Below are 22,108 nucleotides of genomic sequence, written 5' to 3'. Positions count from 1 at the left end.
TTGTAACGGTTCTTGTACTGTGACGACCACTCAACGACGAGAGGAGCTCCATGCAGATCCCCCGAGCCATCGCCACGACCGTCGCCGCGACCGCCATGCTGGTCGCATCGATCGGCGCCGCCGCCCCGGCCGTCGCCGCCGGACCGCAGGGCAACCTGATCCTGATCGGCGGCGCGCTGAACGAGAACGCGCAGATCCTGCAGCGCATCGTCCGCGACGCCGACCCCGACGGATCCGGACCGGCCCGCGCCCGCATCGCCATCGTGACCGCGGCCTCGGTGCCCGCGACGTCCGCTGCCGAGGCATCCGACCCGACCGCGAGCAATGCCGCCGCCAACGGGCTCTACTACGCCGACCTGTTCGCTCGATTCGGCGCCGACACCTACCGGGTGCCCGTCGACATCTCGGTGGACTACGCGGGCGACCCCTACGTGCCCGCGAACGCCGACAGCGCGGCCGTCGCCGCCGAGGTGCGGGCGTCGACCGGCGTGTTCCTCTCCGGCGGGGACCAGTCGCGCTACGTGCAGTCGCTGCTCGACTGCGCACCCGCGCCGTCGGGCGCGTTCACGAGCTGCACCGACACGCCGGTGCTCGGCGCCGTCCGCAGCGTGCTCGACGCGGGCGGCGTCGTCGCGGGCTCGAGCGCGGGCCAGACGATCCAGCAGGGCGCCGACATGGTCACGGGCGGTGAATCCTACGAGGCGTGGCGATACGGGGCGTATGCCGGCACGGGGATCGGCGCCGACGACCTCACGTACCTGCCGTACGGCGGCTTCGGGTTCTTCGACGAGGCCCTGCTCGACAGCCACTTCGGCACGTGGGGGCGCCAGGCACGGCTCATCGCCCTCGCCGATGAGACGGGCCACGACCTCGCGGTCGGCGTCGACGAGACCACGGCCCTCGTCTACGACCGCGCCACGCGCGTGGGCGAGGTGATCGGCGTGCACGGCGTCTCGGTGCTCGACCTGTACCCGGCCGACATCGTCGGCACGCGCGCCGAGGGCGTGCGCTGGAGCTACCTGGTCGACGGCGACCGCATCGACTTCGCCACGCTCGCCGTGACGGCCGGCGCCGCGAAGCGCACGGGTGCGGGAACGGGTACCGGGCCGGGGGTGAAGCGCGACATCTGGGACTCGCCGAACGGGTCGGGCGGCACGTACTCGATGGTGACGCAGGCGAAGTCGCTCGTGGCCAGCTCGGCCTCGGTCGCGCAGGGCACGACGTGGGAGCGCAACCCGCGGTACCGCACCTACCTCGACCGCGTCGCGGCGACCAGGTGGTGGTCGACGGGCGGCTTCGAGTCGCTCGAGATCTCGTTCATCCCGGAGTGAGCCGCTGGGGTGCCGCGGCGCAGGGGCCGCGGCACCCCGGCATCCTCAGCGCGCGAGCCGGTCCTCCATGCCCCACGCCTGGCCGTAGCCGCCGTCGGCCTCGGCGCGCGCCATGAGGTCGAGGAAGGGCTGCGCGTCGAACGCCTCGGGCCCGAGCACGCCCGCGCCCTGCCAGGCCCCGGTCGCGAGCAGCTCGAGCGCGATGACGGGGTTCAGCGCGGTCTGCCACACGACGCACTGGGCCTCGTACTCTCGCATGGTCCACTCGTTGTCGCTGACGTGGTACAGGTAGACCTCGCGCGGCGCACCGTCGACGCCCGTGCCGGTCACCCAGAGGCCCGCGCACGTCTTGCCGGTCATGCGAGGACCGATCGTCGCGGGGTCGGGCAGCGCGGCCGCGACGACGTCGCGCGGGGCGACCTCGACGGGGCCGTTCGCGCTGCGCACGCGGATCGGCGCCGTCTTGTCGAGACCGAGCAGGTTGAGGGTCTTGAGGACGCCGATGAACTCGTCGCCGAGGCCGTACTTGAACGTCACGCGCTTCGCGTCGACCCAGCGCGGCATGAGGAGCACCTCCTCGTGCTCGACGTTCACGCACTCGACCGGTCCGATGCCCTCGGGGAACTCGAACACCTCGGGTTCGCTGAACGGCGGCGTCGTGTACCAGCCCCGCTCCTTCTCCCACACGACCGGCGGGTTCAGGCACTCCTCGATCGTGGTCCAGATGGAGAAGCTGGGCGCGAAGATCTCGTTGCCGTGCTCGTCGCGCACGACGAGGTTCGCGCCGTCGCGCGTGCCGAGCTCGTCGATCTCGCTGAAGAGGTGGTCGGCGGCGTAGCGCGCGAACACGTCGGAGAGGCCGGGCTCGACGCCCATGCCCACGAGGGCGAGGCGCCCGGCCTTCTCCCAGTCGTCGGCCTGGGCGAACTGGTCGTCGCCGAGCTTCACGCCGGTCTCGGCGTAGGGGTCGGTGGGGTGCGGTTCCGACAGGCTCATGGCCATGTCGAGGTAGTCGGCCGCGGCGGCGAGCGCGCCGCGGAAGATCGACGGCACGAACTTCGGCTCGACCGCGTTCATGACGTGCGTGGCGCCGTGGGCGCGCGCGACGGCGGCCACGACCTCGGGGTCGCTCGCGTCGATCTGCGCGGTGGCGAAGCGGGCCGCGACGTCGTCGCCGTGCTTCGCGGCGATCCAGTCGACGGTGCGGCGAGCGCGGGACTCGTCGTAGTCGCTGACGACGATGAGCTCGAAGAAGTCGCGGCGCGCGGCGATCTTGGCGATGGCGTCTCCGACGCCTCCGGCGCCGACGAGGAGGATTCGCATGGTGGGTACGGTAGCCGCCCTGGAGCGAATTGTCCAGATGGATAGCAAGCGTCGCGCGCGTCATCCGGCGCGCAGCAACCGCCCCGTGGGCGCGGTCGAGTCGAGGGCCGCACCCGCGAGCCACACGCCGCGCACCGCTCCCGCGACGGTGCGCCCGTCGTAGGGCGTGATCGGATGGCGGTGCTCGAGCCGCGCGGCATCCACTCGCCACTCGGCGTCGGGGGCGAACGCGACGAGATCAGCCGCGCCGCCGACCACGATCTCACCCTTGGCGGGCACGCCGAGCGTGCGCGCGGGCGCGGTCGCCATCCACTCGACGACGCGCTCGAGTGGGATGCCGCGACGCCGCGCCTCGGTCCACACCACCGGCAGCCCGAGCTGCAGCGAGGCGATGCCGCCCCACGCCTCGGCGAAGTCGCCGCCGCCGGCGAGCTTCATCGACGCCGGCGCCGGCGAGTGGTCGGAGACCACGAGGTCGATCGTGCCGTCCTCCAGCCCGCGCCAGAGGGCGTCGCGGTTCGCCGCGTCGCGGATGGGCGGGCAGCACTTGTAGGCGGTCGCACCGTCGGGCACGTCCTCGGACGTGAGCGCCAGGTAGTGCGGGCACGTCTCCGCGGTGATCCGAACCCCCTCGCGACGCGCCGCGGCGATCGGCGGCAGCGCCTCGGCCGAGGCCAGGTGCAGGATGTGCGCGTGCGCGCCCGTGCGCCGCGCGGCCTCGATCACGTGCTCGACCGCCGTGCGCTCCGCCGCATCCGGCCGCGAGGCGAGGAAGTCGGCGTACCGGCGGCTGTGCGGATGCGGCGCCTCGCCGATCACGCCCGCGTCCTCGGCGTGCACGATCACCGGCAGTCCCAGCTCGGCGAGCACCGCCATCGCGGCCTCGAGCTCGGCCGCGGTCACGGGCGGGAACTCGGGCACGCCGGAGTCGACCAGGAAGCACTTGAACCCGAACACGCCGTCGGCCGCGAGCGGCCGCAGCTCGCGCAGGCCACCCGGCACGATCCCGCCCCAGAACCCGACGTCGACCGCGAGCCCGGCCGCGGCGGCCGCGCGCCGCTTCTCCTCCAGGGCGGCGACCGAGACGGTCGGCGGGATGCTGTTCAGCGGCATGTCGACGATCGACGTGACGCCGCCCGCGGCGGCCGCGCGCGTCGCGGTGCGGAAGCCCTCCCACTCGGTGCGCCCCGGCTCGTTCACGTGCACGTGCGTGTCGACGAGCCCCGGGAGCAGCACCTCGTCGTCGCCGAGCCGCGCCATCCGCTCGCCGGCCAGGCCCGCACCGAGCGGCTCGATCGCGGCGACGCGTCCGTCGCGCACGCCGACCTCGGCCGGCGTGAACGCGCCCGCGACGAGCACGCGCGCGCCGGCCACCACGAGGTCGAACGAGGAGCCGGCCGCGCCGTCCGACTCGCCCGTCGGCATCCGCCCGCTCACCCCCACCGGCTCGCGGCGCGCCCGCCGGCCGGGCCGCCCGCGGGGTCGGTGAGCCGCACCTGCCGGTTCACGTCCTTGTACAGCAGGTACCGGAACGGCCCCGGCCCGCCCGCGTAGCAGGCCTGCGGGCAGAACGCCCGCAGCCACATGAAGTCGCCCGCCTCGACCTCGACCCAGTCGCCGTTGAGCCGGTACACGCCCTTGCCCTCGAGCACGTAGAGCCCGTGCTCCATGACGTGCGTCTCCGCGAACGGGATCACCCCGCCCGGCTGGAAGGTCACGATGTTCACGTGCATGTCGTGCGCGAGGTCGTCGGGGTCGACGAACCGCGAGGTCGCCCACGCGCCGCCGGTGCCGGGCATGGGCTGGGGCGACACGGCCGCGTCGCTCGTGACGAACGACGCCGGCGGCGCCACGTCGTCGAGCGGCTCGTACGCCTTGCGGATCCAGTGGAAGCTCGTCGTCGCGTCGCCCTCGTTCGCGATCGACCAGTCGGCGCCCGCGGCCAGGTAGGCGTAGCCGCCGGGCTCGAGCACGTGCCGCTCCCCCGCGAGCCGGACGGTGAGCGCTCCCGCGGTCACGAACACGACGCCCTCGACGCCCGGCTCGCGCTCGGGCCGCTCCGCGCCGCCGCCTGGCGCGACCTCGACGATGAGCTGCGCGAACGTCGTCGAGAACCCCGCGATGGGGCGCGCGAGGATCCACGACCGGGTCCGCTCGAAACCGGGCAGCCGGCTCGTGACGATGTCGCGCAGCACCCCCCGCGGGATCACGGTGTACGCCTCGGTCACGATCGCCCGGTCGGTGAGCAGCTCGGACTGGCCGGGCAGCCCGCCGGCCGGGGTGTGGTAGCTCATGCGCCCTCCCTCACGCGCGCGAGCCCGGCGAGCGCGTGCTCGTCGAACCCGGTGTCGGCCTCGATCTCCGCCGCGGTCAGCGCGCCGCACTGGGCGCCCCGCCGCACGAACCCGGCGAGCGCGCGCACCGTCGCGGGTTCGTCGAGCACGCCCCCGGTGCGCCGGTCGTGCACGTCGCGCAGCCGGCCGCTCGCCTCGGGGTAGCCGTCGCGGAAGTATGCGTACGTCGCGAGGAACCGGGTCGGCAGCTGGGCGGGGTGCAGGTCCCACCCCTGCGGGAACCCGCGCTCGAGCGAGCGCCGCACGAGCCGCGCGTGCAGGCGCCATGCCGCCGGCGCGCGGTCGCCGACCGGCAGCACGTTGGTCGAGCCGTCCGAGAGTCGGATGCCGGTGCCCGCCACCGCGACCTGCATGACCGCCTTCGCGTGGTCGGCGGCCGGATGGTCGAGCGACTGGTACGGCCCCGCGATGCCGAGTGCGGCGCTGTAGTCGTACGTGCCGAAGTGCAGCCCGCTCACCCGCCCCGGCGCGGCGAGCGCGAGGCGCGCGACCGGCGCGTCGCCGTCGGCGCCGAGCACGAGCTGCGGCGTCTCGACCTGCACCTCGAACCGCAGCCGTCCCTCCGGCAGGCCGTGGGCGCGTTCGAGCGCGCCGGCCACCTCGGCCATCGCCTCGACCTGCGAGACGGTCGACACCTTCGGCAGGGTCAGCACGAGACCCGCCGGCAGCCCGCCGTGCTCGACGAGCGTGGTGATGAACAGGTCGAGGGTCCGGATGCCGCGGGCCCGCGTCGCGGCCTCGAAGCTCTTGAATCGGATCCCGACCATCGGCGGGGCGAAGCCCGCGCCCTCGGCCGCGAGGACCCGCCGGGCCGCGCGGATCGCGTCGGCATCCTCGGCGTCGTCGCCGTGGTCGCCGTAGCCGTCCTCGAAGTCGATGCGGAGGTCCTCGATCGGCTCGCGCTCGAGCTTGTCGTGCACGCGCGGCACGACGGCCGCCGCGGTGCGCTCGGGCATCCCGATCCACGCGGCGAGGTCGGCGAGGCCCCCCGCCTGGGCGACGGCCTCACGGGCGGCGCGACCCCAGACCGTGGTCAGCTCGGGGGTGAACCGGTCGGCGGGCACGTAGACCGTGTGCACGGGCTGGCGCCGGCCATCGTCTCCCGGGTAGGCGCGGGCCAGCAGCTCGTCGGTCGCGGCGAGGCGGTGCTCGATCGCGGCGAGCGTGGCGGCCGAGAGGGCGGTGCGCGCGGTCATTCCAGCAGCTCGTAGGCCGGCAGGGTCAGGAAGTCGGCGTAGTCGTCGGCGAGGCACAGCTCGGCGACCAGTCGCGCGGCGGGTTCGGTGAACGCGGCGAACCGCTCGGGCGTCGTCTCGGCCCGGAGCCCCTCGACCTCCTCGTCGAGCACCTCGCGCACGAGCTCGGGCGTGAGCCGGCGGCCCGAGTCGGCGAGGACGACGTCGTGCCGCAGCTGCTGCCACACCTGCGACCGCGAGATCTCGGCGGTGGCCGCATCCTCCATGAGGCTGTGCAGCGCGACCGCACCGTTGCCGGCCAGCCAGGCCGCGACGTACGCGACCGCGACCGAGAGGTTGGTGCGGAGCCCCGCCTCGGTCACCCGGCCGGCGGCGGAGGCGACATCGAGCAGGTCTTCCGCGGCGACCCGCACCTCGGGTCGCTGCCGGTCGAGCTGGTTCGGCCGGTCGCCGAGCACGCCGTCGAACACCTCGCGGCACACCGCCACGAGGTCGGGATGCGCGACCCACGAGCCGTCGAAGCCGTCGCCCGCCTCGCGCGCCTTGTCGGCGCGGACCTTCTCGATCGCGACCGCGGTCGCCTCGGGGTCGGAGCGGTTCGGCACGAACGCGGCCATGCCGCCCATCGCGACGGCACCGCGGCGATGGCACGTCTGCACGAGCAGCTCGGTGTAGGCGCGCATGAACGGCGCGGTCATCGCCACCGACGCGCGGTCGGGCACGACGAACTCGGGCCCGGCGTCGCGGAAGACCTTGATGATGCTGAACAGGTAGTCCCACCGGCCGGCGTTCAGCCCCGACGCGTGCTCGCGCAGCTCCCAGAGGATCTCGTCCATCTCGAACGCCGCCGGGATGGTCTCGATGAGCACCGTGGCCCGGATGGTGCCGGATGGCAGCGCCATCCGCTCCTCGGCGAAGGCGAAGACCTCGTTCCACAGCCGGGCCTCCAGGTGGGACTCGAGCTTGGGGAGGTAGTAGAAGGGCCCGTCGCCGCGATCCAGGAGCGGCCGCGCGGTGTGGACGAGGTGCAGGCCGAGGTCGACGAGCGACGCCGAGGCGCGCTCGCCGTCGACGAGCACGTGCTTCTCGGGCAGGTGCCATCCGCGGGGCCGCGTCACCACCGTCGGGCGACGGAGGTCGTCGCGCAGCGCGTACGCCCGGCCCTCGGGCGAGGTGTGCGCGAGCGCGCCGAGCGCCGCGTCGCGCAGGTTGCGGATGCTGCCGACGATGTTCGCCCACGTCGGGCTGCACGCGTCCTCGAGGTCGGCGAGCCACACGCGCGCGCCCGAGTTCAGCGCGTTGATCGCCATCTTCGCCGGTGTCGCGGGGCCCGTGATCTCGACGCGGCGGTCGGCCAGGGCGGGCGGCGGCGGCGCCACGCGCCACTCGCCCGCACGCACCTCGGCGGTCTCGGCGAGGAAGTCGAGCCGCTCCTCGCCGCGCGCGATGCGCTCGCGGCGATCGCGCCGTGCCCGCAGCAGTTCACGCCGTCGCGCGTCGAACCGACGGTGCAACTCCTCCACGAACGCGAGCGCCTCGCCGGTGAGGATCTCCTCGCCGCCCGCGACGTCGTCGGCACGGATCTCGATCGTCATGCGGCTCCCGCTCCCCTCCGGGTCGATGCCACCACGCTGCCCTCATCTTGGCGCACGCCGGTCGCTCCGTCACGGAATCCGGGGCGAAGTCGCGGGCGTAGACTCGCCGGGACGGGGGTGCGACGATGGACGACTGGACGGTGACCGTCAACGGACGATCGCGGTCGCTGCACGACGTGGCACCGCACACGTCGGCGCTCGACTGGCTGCGCGCGCAGGGCCTGACCGGCGCGAAGGAGGGGTGCGCCGAGGGCGAGTGCGGCGCATGCTCGGTGCTCCTGGCCACGCCCGACGGCGCCGACGGCACCGCGTGGACGGCCGTGAACTCGTGCCTCGTGCCGGCCGCGGCGCTCGACGGCCAGGAGGTCGTGACCGCCGAGGGGCTCGGCACGCCCGAGTCGATGCATCCGGTGCAGGCGGCGCTCGCGGCGGCGGGCGGCTCGCAGTGCGGCTACTGCACGCCCGGGTTCGCGTGCAGCATGGCGGCCGAGTTCTACCGGGCCGGTCGGGCGACCGGCGGGGCGGATGCCTCGACGGATGACGCGGCGCCGACGGATGACGCGGTCGCCTTCGACCTGCACGCGCTCGCCGGCAATCTCTGCCGTTGCACCGGCTACCGCCCGATCCGCGACGCGGCCGAGGGGCTCGGGGTGCCCGACGCCGACGATCCGCTCGCCGAGCGGCGGAGCCATCCCGCACCCGCCGTCGTGGCGACCTCGCTCGAGGCCGGCGGCGCCCGGTTCGTGCGCCCGGCCTCGCTCGACGACGCCCTCGCGCGCCTCGCCGACGAGCCCGACGCGACGGTGATCGCGGGTTCCACGGACTGGGGCGTCGAGGTCAACCTCCGCGGGCGGCGCGCACCGCTCACGGTCGCGATCGACCGGCTGCCCGAGCTGCGCGCGTTCGCGGTCGACGATGCCGGCATCGAACTCGGCGCGGCCCTGACCCTCTCCGAGGTCGGCCGACTGCTCGACGGGCGCGCGCCCCTCCTCGACGACCTGCTCCCGCAGTTCGCCTCGCCCCTCATCCGCAACCGCGCGACGCTCGGCGGCAACCTCGGCACGGCCTCGCCCATCGGCGACGCCGCGCCGGCCCTCCTCGCCCTCGAGGCGCGCCTCGTGCTGGTCGCGGCCGACGGCGAGCGCGAGGTCGACCTCGCGGAGTACTTCACCGGCTACCGCACGACGGTGCGCCGCCCCGGCGAGCTCATCCGCGCGGTGCGGATCCCGCTGCCGCTCGCCCCGCTCACCGGGTTCCACAAGGTCGCCAAGCGCCGGTACGACGACATCTCGAGCGTCGCGGTCGCGTTCGCGCTCGACGTGGGCGCCGACGGCGTCGTCGCGTCCGCCCGGATCGGGCTCGGCGGCGTCGCCGCGACGCCGATCCGCGCCCGCGCGACCGAGGCCGTGCTGGTCGGGCGTCGGTGGGACCTCGATACCGTGCGGGACGCGGCATCCGTGCTCGGGTCCGAGGGCACGCCGATGTCGGACCACCGGGCGAGCGCCGAGTACCGCGCGCTCATGCTGAACCGATCGCTGCTGAAGCTCTACCGGAGCGCCCGCCCCGAGGAGGTGGTGCCCGCATGAGCGACCTCGCCGCCCGCCCCGAGGGCGCCATGGTCGGAGCTGCGCTCCCCCATGAGAGCGCCGCGAGGCACGCCACCGGCACCGCGGTCTACACCGACGACCTCGCCGCGGGTCGCCACGACGTGCTCACGGCGTGGCCCGTGCAGTCCGAGCACGCCCATGCGCTGGTGTCGCTCGACGTCGGCCCCGCGCTCGAGGTGCCCGGCGTCGTCCGCGTGCTCACCGCCGCCGACGTGCCGGGCGAGAACGACGCCGGCGCCAAGCACGACGAGCCGCTCTTCCCCGCCGAGGCGATGTTCCACGGGCACGCGCTCGCGTGGATCCTCGGTGAGACCCCCGAAGCCGCGCGGCTCGGCGCGGCCGCGGTCCGCGTCGGGTACGAGCCGCTGCCCTCGATCGTCACGGTCGGCGAGGCCATCGAGGCCGGGTCGTTCCAGGGCATCGCGCCGACGGTCCGCCGCGGCGATGCGCAGGCCGCGCTCGCCGGCGCCCCGCACGTCTTCGAGGGCGTCAGCGAGGTCAACGGCCAGGAGCACTTCTACCTCGAGACGCACGCCTCGCTCGCGCACGTCGACTCCGAGGGGCAGGTGTTCGTCGAGTCGAGCACGCAGCATCCGTCGGAGACGCAGGAGATCGTCGCGCACGTGCTCGGCGTGCCCAACCACCGCGTCACGGTGCAGTCGCTGCGGCTCGGCGGCGGGTTCGGCGGCAAGGAGATGCAGCCGCACGGGTTCGCCGCGATCGCGGCGCTCGGCGCGACCCTCACCGGGCGGCCCGTGCGCGTGCGCCTCACGCGCACGCAGGACCTCACGATGACGGGCAAGCGCCACCCGTTCCACGCGACCTGGCGCGCGGGGTTCGACGAGGAGGGCCGCATCCTCGCGCTCGAGGCGACGCTCACCTCGAACGGCGGGTGGTGCCTCGACCTCTCCGAGCCCGTGCTCGGCCGCGCGCTCTGCCACGTCGACAACGCCTACTGGATCCCCGACCTCACCGTGCAGGGTCGCATCGCGAAGACCAACCTGACCTCGCAGACCGCGTTCCGCGGGTTCGGCGGTCCGCAGGGCATGTTCGTGATCGAGGACATCCTCGGTCGCGTCGCGCCCCTGCTCGGCATCGATCCGGCCGAGCTTCGCGAGCGCAACCTCTACCGCCCCGGCCAGACGACGCCGTACGGCCAGCCCGTTCGGCATGCCGAGCGACTGCACGAGGAGTGGGCGCGCGTGCGCGCGGAGAGCCGGTTCGACGAGCGACGCGCCGCGATCGCCGCGTTCAACGACGCGCACCCCGACGTCAAGCGCGCGCTCGCGATCACGCCGGTGAAGTTCGGCATCTCGTTCACCTTCACCGCCTACAACCAGGCCGGCGCGCTCGTGCACGTGTACAAGGACGGCTCGGTGCTCGTGAACCACGGCGGGACCGAGCTCGGGCAGGGCCTGCACACCAAGATGCTGCAGGTCGCCGCGACGGCGCTCGGCGTGCGGATGTCGGCCGTGCGGCTCGCACCGACGCGCACCGACAAGGTGCCCAACACGTCGGCGACCGCCGCATCGAGCGGCGCCGACCTCAACGGCGCGGCGGTCAAGGACGCGTGCGACCAGATCCGCGGACGCATGGCGCCCGTCGCCGCGCGGCTGCTCGGCATCGACGAGGCGGATGTCCGGTTCGCCGCCGGCCGGGTGTCGGGGCCCGACCCCGACGGCACCTCGCTCGGCTTCGACGAGGTCGCCGAGGCCGCGTACGCCGACCGCGTCCAGCTGTTCGCCGCCGGCTTCTACCGCACCGAGGGACTCGGCTGGGAGCCCGGCGCGATGCAGGGCCATCCGTTCAAGTACTTCGCGTACGGCGTCGCCGCGAGCGAGGTCGAGGTCGACGGCTTCACGGGCGCGACGCGACTCCTCCGCACCGACATCGTGCACGACGTCGGCGACTCGCTCTCGCCGATCATCGACCTCGGGCAGGTCGAGGGCGCGTTCATGCAGGGCGTCGGATGGCTCGCGCTCGAGGAGCTGCGCTGGGACACCTCCGACGGCCCGGGACGGGGGCGACTGCTCACCCAGTCGGCGAGCACCTACAAGCTGCCGAGCTTCTCCGAGCTGCCCGACGAGCTCAACGTGCACTTCCTCGAACGCGCGACCGAGGACGGCGCCGTGTACGGGTCGAAGGCCGTCGGCGAGCCGCCGTTCATGCTCGCGTTCAGCGTGCGCGAGGCGATCCGCGAGGCGGTCGCGGCGTTCGGCCCCGAGGGGTACAGCGTCGAGCTCGGCTCGCCCGCGACGCCCGAGGCGGTGTTCTGGGCGATCGAGGCGGCGCGGGCCGCTCGCGAGGCGACCGGGGAGCCGGGGGCTCCGTCGACGCCCGCGGCGCCGGAGCTCGCCGGGTTGCCGGCCGCGGCGCTGCGGCGCCGCTGATCGGAGCGCGCATGGACTGGGTCGACGCCGTGCAGCGGCTGCGTGCCGAGCGCCGGCCCGGCGTGATCGTCACGCTCGCGATGGTCCGCGGGCACGCGCCGCGCAACGGCGGCGCGAAGATGGTGGTCTCGTCGGAGGCGGTCGCGGGCACGGTCGGCGGCGGCAACCTCGAGCGCACGGCGATCGAGCGCGCACGCACGATGCTCGTCGAGGCGGCCGCCGAACCCGAGCTGCTCACCCTGACGCTGAGCGACCGGGCCACGACCGAGTACGGCGTGCAGTGCTGCGGAGGAGAGGTCACCATGCTGCTGGAACCCGTGCCGGTGGTGCCCGTCGTCGCGGTGTTCGGGCTCGGCCACGTCGGGCTCGAGCTCGCGCGGATCCTCGCGCGGCAGCCGCTCGAGCTGCACCTCGTCGACTCGCGCGAGGAGATGCTCGCCCCCGCACGGCTCGGCGTGGGCGGCACGCCCGGCCCGCGCGCCGATGCCGTCGCGACGGTGCGCGTGCACCACGCGCGCGTGCCCGAGTCGGTCCTCGCCGACCTGCCCGCGGGCGCGCACGTGCTCGTCATGACGCACGACCACGCCGAGGACCTCGCGATCTGCGACCTCGCCCTGCGCACACCCGGCATCGCCTCGATCGGGCTCATCGGGTCGCGCTCGAAGTGGGCGAGGTTCCGCACGCAGCTCGCCTCGGCCGGGCACGACGACGCCGCACTCGAGCGCATCACGACGCCGATCGGCATCGCCGGCATCCGCTCGAAGGAACCGGCGGCGATCGCGGTGAGCGTCGCGGCCCGCACGCTGCAGCTCGTCGAGGCGACGGCCGCGGCGGCTGCCGGCTAGGGCGACTCGACCAGCGGATCCCGCTCGCGCGGGCGCGCCGGCGGCGTGATGTGCGACTGCGCGAGCGCGGCGTTCCGCTCCGAGACGATGGCGAGCCTGCGGAGGCGCTCGTCCTCGAGCTTGCGCGCGAACACGGTCCACACGAGCAGCGCCATGCCCGCGCCGACGAGCGCGCCGCCGATCGTGTCCGTGATCCAGTGCGCGCCGACGTACGTGCGGCTGACGGCCATGAGGAACGTGTACGCGGCGCCCGTGACCCACACCCAGCGCTTGGGCACGATGATGCCGATCGCCACCGCGATGGTCGCGGCGTTCGCCACGTGCCCCGACGGGAACGAGCCGTAGTCGGCGATCACGAGGATGTCCTCGGGGCGGGCGCGGCCGAAGAGGTTCTTCAGCACCTGCACCATCCCGGCGCTCGCCGCCGACGCGACGATGAAGTAGAGCGCGGCCCACGGCCGTCGCACGACGAGCAGGATCGCCGCGGTGACGATCGGCACGACGAAGACGCCCATGATGCCGCCGCCCAGCCGGTCCATCCCGAACGCGACGACGTCGCCGATGCCGCCGCGGAACTCGAAGACCTCCTCGGCCCACTCCTCGTCGATGCCGAACGGCAGGCCGCCCGCGCGCATCACGATGACCAGCCCGAGCACGGCCGCCATCACGACGGCCGCGATGCCGGCGGCGAACGGCACGAACCGCCCGACGTACTCGGTGCGTGCCTCGCGTGCGACCGGGCGGAGGTCCTCGCCCTCCTTGGTCGCGGCGCCGCCCTCGCTGGGCGGGGTGGCCGGGGGACCTGCGTCGGTGCCGGGTGCGCTCATCCCCTCACGTTAACCGCCGCGCCGTGAAGCTCCTGAGAACGGATGCCGCGCGCCCGCGCTTCCGGCTCCCGGTGGGGCCGTGGGCCCGCCCGGGCGGGCGCAACGCAGGTGCGCGCTCGGCGCGTCGTGGTGCGGACGCGCCATCCGACGCCGCGACACGACGCCGCACCTGCATTCCGCAGGGGGCGGGGCGCTCAGTCGGAGAGCGCGGGCACGCTCGAGGGGCGCACGAGCGCCCAGACGCCGATGATCGCGACCACGGCGGCTCCGAGCATGAGGGCCGCCATGGGCACGGCGCTGCCCACGCCGAAGACGCCGATGAGCGGCGTGATCGCGCCGGCGAGGCCGAAGTTCAGCGCGCCGAGCAGCGACGCGGCGGTGCCGGCCTCGGCGCCGTGGTTGGCGAGCGCGAGCACCTGGACGGCCGGGAACGTGAAGCCGCACGCGGCGATGTAGATCCACAGCGGGATGGCGGTGCCCCAGAAGCCCGCGCCGGCGCCGTCGAGCACGATGATCGCGGTGGCCATCGCGAGGTGCACGACGGTGGTACCCGCGAGCACGTACTGCGGCGGGATCGGCCCGCGGATCAGCCGGGACGAGACCTGCACGCCCACGACGACGCCGATCGAGTTCACGGCGAAGAGCAGGCCGTACTGCTGCGGCGTGAAGTCGTAGACCTGCTGGAAGAGGAACGACGACGTCGAGAGGTAGGCGAAGAGCCCGGTGAAGGTCATGCCGCCGATGAGCGCGGCGCCGAGGTAGATGCGGTCGCGGAACAGCGCCCGGTACCGCTGGCCGACCGACGAGTGGCCGGCGACGTGCCGGCGCGACTCGGGCAGGGTCTCGACGATGAAGAACGCGACCGCGACGACGACGACGATGCCGTAGCCGGCGAGCACCCAGAAGACGCCGCGCCAGTCCATGACCTGGAGCAGCTGCGAGCCGATGACCGGCGCGAGCACGGGCGCGAGGCCATTGACGAGCGCGAGGCGCGAGAGCATCCGCACGAGCGGCTTGCCGCCGAAGAGGTCGCGGACCATCGCCATGGCCACGACGCCGCCGGCGGCGGCGCCGAAGCCCTGCAGGAGGCGGAACACCACGAGCCACGCGATGTCGGGCGCGAGCGCGGCGGCGACCGAGGCCGCGATGTGCAGCGCGGTCGAGAGCATGAGGGGAAGCCGGCGGCCGACCTTGTCGCTCCACGGACCGACGATGAGCTGGCCGAGGCCGAAGCCGATCATGGTGCCCGTGAGGGTGATCTGGATCGCCGCGGCGTTGACGCCGAGCTCGGCCTCGAGCGCGGGGAACGCGGGCAGGTAGAGGTCGATCGTGAACGGCCCGAGCGCGGTGAGCGCGCCCAGCACGAGCACGTAGACGAGGCGCTGGCGCCGGCTGAGCAGGTCGCCGGGGTGGCGCGGGGCGCTGTAGTCGTCGGGTCGGACGATGGGGATGGAGGCGGTTGACATGGTGTTCCCGAGGCGTGCGGAGAGGCGGACGTGCGGTGGGGGCCGCGGGCGCACGCCGTCGGGCGCCGGGCGAACGAAAAGCGGCGCCCGCGCTGGGGCGCCGCCGTGAGCGATCTCGGCCGTCGTGGCCTCGAATCGATTCGACTGCCCTCGATCTTAGCGAACGGACCCCCCGGTCGCGCAAGTGCGGGCGCCCGACGGCGTCAGCCGGCCGCGGCGAGCGGATCCGCCAGGAGGCCGGCGAACGCGGCCTCGGCCGCACCGATCATCAGGCGGTCCTCGCCGAGCGCGGCGACGCGCACCTCGACGTCCTCGACCGCGGCGGGCATGGCCTGGGCGGCCATGGCGGCACGGAGCGCCTCGGGGTCGAGGTCGGCGAGCGTGGCGAGGAAGCCGCCCAGGATCACGAGCGAGGGGTTCAGCACGTTGACGGCATTGGCGAGCGCGGTGGCGAGGATGCGGCGCTGGCGGTCGAGCTCCGCGGCGACGGTCGCGGCATCCGCGCCGTCGAGCGCCGAGCGGATGGCGGCGGCGAGCGTCGGCTCGTCGGCCGCGCGCAGCCCGACCGCCTCGAGCAGGCGCGTGCGACTGACCTCGTCCTCGAGCACGCCGCCCGCGGCGCGGCGATCGTCGGCCGACGCGATGCCGGGTCGGTTCTGTCCGAACTCCCCCGCGTACCCGCTCGTGCCGCCGACCGCGCGGCCGTGCACGATGAGGCCGCCGCCGATGCCGCTCGCGCCGCCGTTGAGGTAGACGAGGTCGTCGACGCCTCGGCCCGCGCCGAAGAGGTGCTCGGCGATCGCGCCGAGGCTCGCATCGTTGCCGACGGCGGTGGGCAGCCCGGTCGCCTCCTCGACGAATGCCCGGATCGGCGCCTCGCGCCACTCGAGGTGGGGCGCGAAGCGCACGAGCCCGTCGGAGGCGCGGACGAGTCCCGGCACGGCGAGCCCGACGCCGGCGAACCGGGCGCTGCGGAGCGACGCCGCGCGCCAGCGCGCGATCGCGTCGGCCGTGAGCCTCGCGGTCTCCTCGGGCGTGACGAGGTGGTCGACCTCGATGCGCTCGCGCGCCGCGATCCGTCCGTTGAGCCCGACGGCGGCGATCGTGACCGCGTCGACCTCGGGGTTCACGGCGATCGCGACCACGCGGACGTCGGGGGCGACCACCGGCGAGGGGCGACCCACGCGGTTGGTCGGGTCGGGAGCGCGCTCCTCGACGAGGCCGATCTCGACGAGCTCGCCCGCGAGCGCGGCGATCGTCGAGCGGTTGAGCCCCGTGAGCGAGGTCAGCCGGGCGCGCGACAGCGGCCCTTCGAGGTGCACGAGGCCGAGCACGCGCGCGAGATTGCGTCGATGCACGCCGTCGAAACTGCCGAGCCGGTCTGCCACGCGTCCACTCTAGGGACGGCCGCGCTGCGACGCGCCGCGGCACGCCAAATATGTTGCGCTTGACCGCATATCGGTCGCCGCGTATATTCGAGCCGTCCAGATCACTTTCGACGTTGCCGTCGAAACTTTCGAGAGGTTCAATGATGAACAGACGCAGCATCACGCGGCTCGTGACGCTCGGCGCCGTGGCCGCCGTGGCCCTGGGCACCGTGACGGGGTGCAGCACGGGAGACAGTGGCTCGGAGGACGGCTCGGTCGAGCTCACCTTCTGGCACAACTCCACCACCGGCCCCGGCAAGGCGTACTGGGAGGAGACGGCCACGGCGTTCGAAGCCGAGCACCCGGGCGTCGACATCACGATCCAGTCCGTGCAGAACGAGGACATGGACGGCAAGCTCCAGACCGCGCTGAACTCCGGCGACGCGCCCGACATCTTCATGGCCCGCGGCGGCGGCAAGCTCGCCGCCGTCGTCGAGGCCGGCCAGGCGCAGGACCTGACCGACGCGCTCTCGGACGACACCAAGACCGCGCTCGGCGAGGGCTCGCTCGCCGCCTTCTCGGTCGACGGCAAGATCTACGGCGTGCCGTCCTCGGTGCTGCCCGGCGGCATCTACTACAGCAAGGACCTCTTCGAGCAGGCGGGCATCACCGAGACGCCCACCACGTTCGACGAGCTGGGCGACGCCGTCGACAAGCTCAAGGCCAGCGGGATCGCGCCCATCGCCCTGGGCGCCAAGGACGCCTGGCCCGCCGCCCACTGGTACTACTTCTTCGCCCTGCGCGAGTGCTCGCAGGACGTCATGGCCGAGCTCGCGACCGAGCCGAGCTTCTCCGACGAGTGCTTCCTGCGCGCCGGCGAGGACCTCCAGGAGTTCGCCGCGACCGAGCCGTTCAACGACGGCTTCCTCACCACGTCGGCCCAGCAGGGCGCCGGGTCCTCGGCCGGCCTGGTCGCCAACCACAAGGCCGCGATGGAGCTCATGGGCGCGTGGGATCCGGGCGTGATCGCCTCGCTCACGCCCGACGAGCAGCCGCTCGCCGACCTCGGCTGGTTCCCCTTCCCGGCCGTGGACGGGGGCGACGGCGGCGAGGGCGCCATGATGGGCGGCGTCGACGGCTACAGCTGCTATGTCGATGCGCCGAAGGAGTGCGCCGAGTTCCTCGAGTTCGCCTCGCAGAAGGCGCAGCAGGAGGCGTACGCCGAGGCGTTCGTCACGCTGCCGGCCAACAAGGACGCGCAGGGCGTCGTGACCGACCCCGCGCTGCAGGAGGTGCTCGCCTCCTACAACGACGCGCCCTACGTCTCGGTGTGGCTCGACACGCTGCTCGGCCAGAACGTCGGCAACGCGCTGAACGTCGGCGTCGTCGACCTGCTCGCCGGCAAGGGCGACCCGCAGGGCATCGTCGACGCCGTCGAAGACGCCATCAAGAAGGGCTGAGAGGCTCCCGCACCATGAGCGTTCGCACCAGCTCCCCTTCCGTGGGGCGAGCCCCGGCGAACGGCGACCGGGCCGGGGACGAGCTGTCGTCCCCGGCCCCTCGCCGAGCCGCCGCGCCGGCGGCCTCGACCCGGCGGCGCCGGGCGGCCGACTGGCGCCAGGTCATGGAGATCGCCGTGCTCGTCGGCCCGGCCCTCGTGATCTTCCTCGCCTTCGTCATCTTCCCCGTGGTCATGGCGGGGTACTACGGCTTCTTCCGCTGGAAGGGCTTCGGCCCGCCGACCGACTTCATCGGGCTGCAGAACTACGTCACGATCGTGCAGGACCCGACCTTCCACGAGGCGCTCTGGCACAACCTCGTGATCGTCGTGATGTCGCTCGTCCTGCAGGGGCCGCTCGCGCTGCTGCTCGCGCTGCTGCTCAACCGCCCCATGCGCGGGCAGTCGGCGATCCGGGTGCTCATCTTCGTGCCCTATGTCATCGCCGAGGTCGTCGTGGGCACCGGCTGGAGCCTCATGCTCCAGAGCAACGGCGCGCTGAACGGCCTCCTCGAGAAGGTCGGCCTGGGAGCCCTCGCGCAGGACTGGCTCTCCAACCCCGACCTCGCCATCTGGACCCTGCTCGGCATCATCACCTGGAAGTACGTCGGCTTCGCCGTCATCCTGTTCCTCGCCGGCCTCCAGGGCATCCCGCAGGAGCTCACCGAGGCCGCGCAGATCGACGGCGCGTCCTACTGGCAGATCCAGCGCCGGATCACGCTGCCGCTCCTGGGCCCGACCCTGCGCATCTGGGCGTTCCTGTCGATCATCGGATCGCTGCAGCTCTTCGACCTCGTCTACATCATCTGGGGCCAGTACATCGCCTCGACCGCGGGCACCTCGACCATGGCGACCTACATGGTCGCCAACGGCCGCAACGCGGGCAACTACGGCTACGGCAGCGCCGTGGCGGTCGTGCTGTTCCTCATCTCACTCGTCGTCGCCCTCGTCTACCAGCGCTTCGTGCTGCGCCGGGACACCGCGGGCGCCCTCACCGAACGGAGCGATCGATGACCGCGTCGTCCATCGCCATCCCGCGAGCCGCCCGAGCCCGCGGCACCGACCGGCTGCCGTGGGGCAGCCCCGCGATCTACTTCGTCGCCCTCGTGGTGATCGGCCTGATGCTGGCGCCGATCCTCTACATCATCATCGGCGGCTTCCGGACCAACTCCCAGATCACGGCCGACCCGTCGGGGATGCCGTCGCCGTGGGTGACCGAGAACTACCTCGGCGTGCTCGGCAGCACGACCTTCTGGGGCGAGGTGGGCAACTCCACCATCGCCGCCGTGGTGACGACGATCGGCGTCGTCGCGCTCGGGCTCATGGCCAGCTACGTGCTCGCGCGCTACCGCTTCCGGGCGCGCGGGGTGCTCTACGCGATCTTCGCCGCCGGGCTCATGTTCCCGATGACGGTCGCGATCACGCCGCTGTACATCGTGGTGCGCAACCTCGGCCTGATGAACTCGATGACGGGCCTCATCCTGCCGCAGATCGCGTTCGCGCTCCCCACGACGATCATCATCCTCGTGCCGTTCCTGCGCGCCATCCCCGACGAGATCGAGGAGGCCGCCGCGATCGACGGCGCGTCGCGGCTCGGCTTCTTCTGGCGCATGGTGGTGCCGCTGGCCCTGCCGGGCGTCATCACGGTGGGCATCCTCGCGTTCATCGCGAGCTGGAACAGCTACCTCCTGCCGCTGTTCATCCTGAACAACGAGGAGTCGTTCACCCTGCCGCTCGGCGTCCAGGCCTTCGCGTCGCAGTACTCGGTCGACACCGCCAAGGTGCTCGCGTTCACGTCGCTGTCGATGATCCCGGCGCTGGTCTTCTTCAGCATCTTCGAGCGCCGCATCGTCGGCGGCCTCACCGGGGCGGTGAAGGGATGACCGAGCAGCTCGCCATCGCCGGCACCGCGGATGACGCGCCCGCCACGCCCTGGCGCGACGCGTCGCTGCCCGTGGCCGAGCGGGTCGCGGCCCTGATCGAGCGGATGTCGCTCGACGAGAAGCTCGCGCAGCTCTACGGCGTCTGGGTCGGCGCCTCCGACGAGGGCGGCGACGTCGCCCCGCACCAGCACGACCTGAACGACGACGTCGACCTCGACGCGCTGCTGCCCGCGGGGCTCGGCCAGCTCACCCGGCCGTTCGGCACGGCGCCGATCGACGCCGCCGTGGGTGCCCTCTCGCTCGCCCGCGCGCAGGAGCGCATCGCGGCCTCGAACCGCTTCGGCATCCCGGCGCTCGCGCACGAGGAGTGCCTCGCGGGCTTCGCGGCGTGGGGCGCGACCGCCTACCCGGTCCCGCTGTCCTGGGGCGCGTCGTTCGACCCCGAGCTGGTCGAGCGGATGGCGCGCCGCATCGGCGAGGACATGCGCTCGGTCGGCGTGCACCAAGGGCTCGCCCCCGTGCTCGACGTCGTCCGCGACCCGCGCTGGGGCCGGGTCGAGGAGACGATCGGCGAGGACCCGTACCTCGTCGCCACCGTGGGCACCGCGTACGTGCGCGGGCTCGAGGCCTCCGGCGTCGTGTCGACCCTGAAGCACTTCGTCGGCTACTCGGCCTCGCGTGCGGGGCGCAACCTCGCGCCGGTCTCGGCCGGGCCTCGCGAGGTCGCCGACGTGCTGCTGCCGCCGTTCGAGATGGCCGTCCGCGAGGGCGGTGCGCGCAGCGTCATGAACGCGTACACCGACCTCGATGGCGTACCGACCGCCGGCGACCGCCGGATCCTCACCGAGCTGCTCCGGGAGACCTGGGGCTTCGACGGCACGGTCGTGGCCGACTACTTCGCGGTCGCGTTCCTCAAGCTGCTGCACGGCACCGCCGGCACGTGGGCCGAGGCGGCCGGGCAGGCGCTCGAGGCCGGCATCGACGTCGAGCTGCCGACGGTGAAGGCGTTCGGCGAGCCGCTGCGCCGCGCGATCGAGGCGGGCGAGCTGGATGTCGCGCTCGTCGACGTGGCGCTCGGGCGCGTGCTGCGCCAGAAGGCGGAACTCGGCCTCCTCGACGCCGAGTGGTCGCCCGTGCCCGAGGCGCTCGTCGGCGCGACGCGCTCCGACGCGGAGGCCCTGCGCGGCACCGTCGACCTCGACCCGCCCGAGAACCGGGCCCTCGCCGCGCGGCTCGCCGAGGAGTCGGTCGTGCTCGTCGCGAACCACGGCGTCCTGCCGCTCGGCGCCGGAGCCGCGGCGCCGAGGCGCATCGCGGTGATCGGCCCGAACGCCGATGACCCCTACGCGATGCTCGGCTGCTACTCGTTCCCGACGCACGTCGTGTCGCAGCATCCGGGCGTCGCGATGGGCATCCGCATCCCGACCCTGCTCGAGGCGATCCGCGCCGAGTTCTCCGACGCCGAGGTCGTGCACGAGACGGGCACGAGCGTGGACGGCGGCGAGACCGACGGCATCCCGGCCGCGGCGCGCGCCGCGGCATCCGCCGACGTCGTCGTGCTCGCGCTCGGCGACCGGGCCGGGCTGTTCGGGCGCGGCACGAGCGGCGAGGGCTGCGACGTGGCCACGCTCGACCTGCCGGGCGCGCAGGCGACGCTCGTCGATGCGGTGCTCGACAGCGGCACGCCGACGGTCGTCACCATGCTCTCGGGCCGGCCGTACTGGCTCGGCCGGGCCGCCGGCGAGGCCGCCGCGATCGTCCAGGCGTTCTTCGCGGGCGAGGAGGGCGCGACCGCGATCGCCGGCGTGCTGAGCGGGCGCGTGAACCCGAGCGGCCGGCTGCCGATCGGCATCCCGGCGTCGCCCGGCGGGCAGCCCGCGACCTACCTCGCGGCCCCGCTCGCGCAGGCGTCGGACGTGTCGAACCTCGACCCGACCCCGGCCTTCCCGTTCGGGCACGGGCTCGGGTACAGCGAGTTCGTGTGGGAGTCGTTCGCGGGCGACGACGACGTGGTCGACACCGCCGGCGAGGCGACCGTGCGGCTGCGGCTGCGCAACGCGGGCGAGCGCGCGGCCGTCGAGGTCGTGCAGCTCTACCTGCACGACCCGGTCGCCTCGGTGGTGCGGCCGGTGCAACGACTCGTCGCGTACGCGCGCGTGCCGCTCGCGCCGGGCGAGTCGGTGGAGGTCGCGTTCGCGGTTCCCGCCGACCTGGCCGCGTTCACCGGACGCGACGGCGATCGCATCGTGGAGCCGGGCGAGCTGGTGCTGAGCGCCGGTCGCTCGAGCGGCGACCTCGTCTTCTCGCACGCGCTGCGGCTGACGGGGCGCGTGCGTCGGGTGGACCACACCCGGCGACTGCACGCCGACGTGACCGTCGCGCCGCTGCCGGATGCCGCGGCAGTTCCCGCCCGGAACGCGTAGGCC

16 protein-coding genes are annotated in these 22,108 nt (G+C 73.7%); 8 read left to right on the top strand and 8 right to left on the bottom strand.

The window, feature by feature from the left end; all coding sequences use genetic code 11:
* The first annotated feature begins 50 nt into the window (after positions 1-50).
* Positions 51-1,331 (top strand): cyanophycinase, encoded by a 1,281-nt coding sequence (locus JOD46_RS07095; protein WP_204392850.1) that lies wholly within the window; start codon positions 51-53, stop codon positions 1,329-1,331.
* A gap of 45 nt (positions 1,332-1,376) precedes the next feature.
* Here the strand turns inward: JOD46_RS07095 and JOD46_RS07090 are convergent, their stop codons facing one another.
* The 5 genes from JOD46_RS07090 to aceB are packed head-to-tail and all read right to left on the bottom strand — an operon-like array spanning position 1,377 to position 7,799.
* Positions 1,377-2,654: a saccharopine dehydrogenase family protein gene (locus tag JOD46_RS07090; protein WP_204392848.1), complete on the bottom strand. Its 1,278-nt coding sequence runs from the start codon at positions 2,652-2,654 to the stop codon at positions 1,377-1,379.
* A gap of 60 nt (positions 2,655-2,714) precedes the next feature.
* Positions 2,715-4,079, bottom strand: coding sequence for an allantoinase AllB (gene allB, locus JOD46_RS07085; protein ID WP_204396381.1), 1,365 nt, complete (start codon positions 4,077-4,079; stop codon positions 2,715-2,717).
* An 8-nt stretch (positions 4,080-4,087) separates the two neighbouring features.
* The gene (locus JOD46_RS07080) at positions 4,088-4,948 is read right to left on the bottom strand and encodes a bifunctional allantoicase/(S)-ureidoglycine aminohydrolase (RefSeq protein WP_204392846.1); all 861 of its coding nucleotides are present in this window, start codon (positions 4,946-4,948) and stop codon (positions 4,088-4,090) included.
* Positions 4,945-6,204 (bottom strand): DUF6986 family protein, encoded by a 1,260-nt coding sequence (locus tag JOD46_RS07075; protein WP_204392844.1) that lies wholly within the window; start codon positions 6,202-6,204, stop codon positions 4,945-4,947. The genes JOD46_RS07080 and JOD46_RS07075 overlap by 4 nt, the downstream gene beginning before the upstream one ends.
* On the bottom strand, positions 6,201-7,799 hold the full coding sequence (aceB, locus tag JOD46_RS07070; protein ID WP_204392842.1) for a malate synthase A: 1,599 nt from the start codon (positions 7,797-7,799) through the stop codon (positions 6,201-6,203). The genes JOD46_RS07075 and aceB overlap by 4 nt, the downstream gene beginning before the upstream one ends.
* A gap of 125 nt (positions 7,800-7,924) precedes the next feature.
* On the opposite strand from aceB, the gene JOD46_RS07065 reads away from it, so the two are divergent.
* The 3 genes from JOD46_RS07065 to xdhC are packed head-to-tail and all read left to right on the top strand — an operon-like array spanning position 7,925 to position 12,641.
* A complete protein-coding gene (locus tag JOD46_RS07065; RefSeq protein ID WP_204392840.1) occupies positions 7,925-9,385 on the top strand; it encodes a xanthine dehydrogenase small subunit in 1,461 nt (486 codons plus the stop codon).
* Entirely contained in the window at positions 9,382-11,796 is a 2,415-nt protein-coding gene (xdhB, locus tag JOD46_RS07060; RefSeq protein ID WP_204392838.1) for a xanthine dehydrogenase molybdopterin binding subunit, read from the top strand. The genes JOD46_RS07065 and xdhB overlap by 4 nt, the downstream gene beginning before the upstream one ends.
* An 11-nt stretch (positions 11,797-11,807) precedes the next feature.
* Positions 11,808-12,641: a xanthine dehydrogenase accessory protein XdhC gene (gene xdhC / locus JOD46_RS07055; protein ID WP_204392836.1), complete on the top strand. Its 834-nt coding sequence runs from the start codon at positions 11,808-11,810 to the stop codon at positions 12,639-12,641.
* Here the strand turns inward: xdhC and JOD46_RS07050 are convergent.
* The 3 genes from JOD46_RS07050 to JOD46_RS07040 all read right to left on the bottom strand — a co-directional run bounded on the left by JOD46_RS07050 (position 12,638) and on the right by JOD46_RS07040 (position 16,322).
* Positions 12,638-13,468 carry a phosphatase PAP2 family protein gene (locus JOD46_RS07050; RefSeq protein ID WP_239562623.1) on the bottom strand — a complete coding sequence of 277 codons (831 nt, stop codon included), beginning with the start codon at positions 13,466-13,468 and terminating at the stop codon, positions 12,638-12,640. The genes xdhC and JOD46_RS07050 overlap by 4 nt on opposite strands.
* A 194-nt stretch (positions 13,469-13,662) precedes the next feature.
* Positions 13,663-14,934 carry a multidrug effflux MFS transporter gene (locus tag JOD46_RS07045; protein ID WP_204392834.1) on the bottom strand — a complete coding sequence of 424 codons (1,272 nt, stop codon included), beginning with the start codon at positions 14,932-14,934 and terminating at the stop codon, positions 13,663-13,665.
* 203 nt (positions 14,935-15,137) lie between these two features.
* Positions 15,138-16,322 carry an ROK family protein gene (locus JOD46_RS07040; protein WP_204392832.1) on the bottom strand — a complete coding sequence of 395 codons (1,185 nt, stop codon included), beginning with the start codon at positions 16,320-16,322 and terminating at the stop codon, positions 15,138-15,140.
* 143 nt (positions 16,323-16,465) lie between these two features.
* On the opposite strand from JOD46_RS07040, the gene JOD46_RS07035 reads away from it, so the two are divergent.
* Genes JOD46_RS07035 through JOD46_RS07020 form a run of 4 tightly spaced genes read left to right on the top strand, consistent with a single transcriptional unit; the run spans position 16,466 to position 22,105 of the window.
* A complete protein-coding gene (locus JOD46_RS07035; RefSeq protein WP_372432199.1) occupies positions 16,466-17,761 on the top strand; it encodes an extracellular solute-binding protein in 1,296 nt (431 codons plus the stop codon).
* Positions 17,762-17,775: 14 nt separating this feature from the next.
* Entirely contained in the window at positions 17,776-18,813 is a 1,038-nt protein-coding gene (locus JOD46_RS07030; RefSeq protein WP_204392828.1) for a carbohydrate ABC transporter permease, read from the top strand.
* Positions 18,810-19,682 carry a carbohydrate ABC transporter permease gene (locus JOD46_RS07025; RefSeq protein WP_204392826.1) on the top strand — a complete coding sequence of 291 codons (873 nt, stop codon included), beginning with the start codon at positions 18,810-18,812 and terminating at the stop codon, positions 19,680-19,682. Before JOD46_RS07030 ends, JOD46_RS07025 begins: the two co-directional genes overlap by 4 nt.
* The gene (locus JOD46_RS07020) at positions 19,679-22,105 is read left to right on the top strand and encodes a beta-xylosidase/alpha-l-arabinosidase (RefSeq protein ID WP_204392824.1); all 2,427 of its coding nucleotides are present in this window, start codon (positions 19,679-19,681) and stop codon (positions 22,103-22,105) included. Before JOD46_RS07025 ends, JOD46_RS07020 begins: the two co-directional genes overlap by 4 nt.
* Positions 22,106-22,108 lie beyond the last annotated feature (3 nt).

The sequence above is a fragment of the Agromyces aurantiacus genome (assembly GCF_016907355.1).
Lineage (GTDB): Bacteria > Actinomycetota > Actinomycetes > Actinomycetales > Microbacteriaceae > Agromyces > Agromyces aurantiacus.
Note: the sequence above shows the minus strand (reverse complement) of the source record. Positions and strands in the feature narration are given on the sequence as shown.

What these genes read in the sequence shown, in the direction of transcription:
- JOD46_RS07020 (WP_204392824.1), top strand. Translation starts at nt 19,679, where the DNA reads ATGACCGAGCAGCTCGCCATCGCCGGCACCGCGGATGACGCGCCCGCC.
- JOD46_RS07050 (WP_239562623.1), bottom strand. Translation starts at nt 13,468, where the DNA reads ATGAGCGCACCCGGCACCGACGCAGGTCCCCCGGCCACCCCGCCCAGC.
- xdhC (WP_204392836.1), top strand. Translation starts at nt 11,808, where the DNA reads ATGGACTGGGTCGACGCCGTGCAGCGGCTGCGTGCCGAGCGCCGGCCC.
- JOD46_RS07065 (WP_204392840.1), top strand. Translation starts at nt 7,925, where the DNA reads ATGGACGACTGGACGGTGACCGTCAACGGACGATCGCGGTCGCTGCAC.
- xdhB (WP_204392838.1), top strand. Translation starts at nt 9,382, where the DNA reads ATGAGCGACCTCGCCGCCCGCCCCGAGGGCGCCATGGTCGGAGCTGCG.
- JOD46_RS07045 (WP_204392834.1), bottom strand. Translation starts at nt 14,934, where the DNA reads ATGTCAACCGCCTCCATCCCCATCGTCCGACCCGACGACTACAGCGCC.
- JOD46_RS07095 (WP_204392850.1), top strand. Translation starts at nt 51, where the DNA reads ATGCAGATCCCCCGAGCCATCGCCACGACCGTCGCCGCGACCGCCATG.
- aceB (WP_204392842.1), bottom strand. Translation starts at nt 7,799, where the DNA reads ATGACGATCGAGATCCGTGCCGACGACGTCGCGGGCGGCGAGGAGATC.
- JOD46_RS07080 (WP_204392846.1), bottom strand. Translation starts at nt 4,948, where the DNA reads ATGAGCTACCACACCCCGGCCGGCGGGCTGCCCGGCCAGTCCGAGCTG.
- JOD46_RS07075 (WP_204392844.1), bottom strand. Translation starts at nt 6,204, where the DNA reads ATGACCGCGCGCACCGCCCTCTCGGCCGCCACGCTCGCCGCGATCGAG.
- allB (WP_204396381.1), bottom strand. Translation starts at nt 4,079, where the DNA reads ATGCCGACGGGCGAGTCGGACGGCGCGGCCGGCTCCTCGTTCGACCTC.
- JOD46_RS07090 (WP_204392848.1), bottom strand. Translation starts at nt 2,654, where the DNA reads ATGCGAATCCTCCTCGTCGGCGCCGGAGGCGTCGGAGACGCCATCGCC.
- JOD46_RS07025 (WP_204392826.1), top strand. Translation starts at nt 18,810, where the DNA reads ATGACCGCGTCGTCCATCGCCATCCCGCGAGCCGCCCGAGCCCGCGGC.
- JOD46_RS07035 (WP_372432199.1), top strand. Translation starts at nt 16,466, where the DNA reads ATGAACAGACGCAGCATCACGCGGCTCGTGACGCTCGGCGCCGTGGCC.
- JOD46_RS07030 (WP_204392828.1), top strand. Translation starts at nt 17,776, where the DNA reads ATGAGCGTTCGCACCAGCTCCCCTTCCGTGGGGCGAGCCCCGGCGAAC.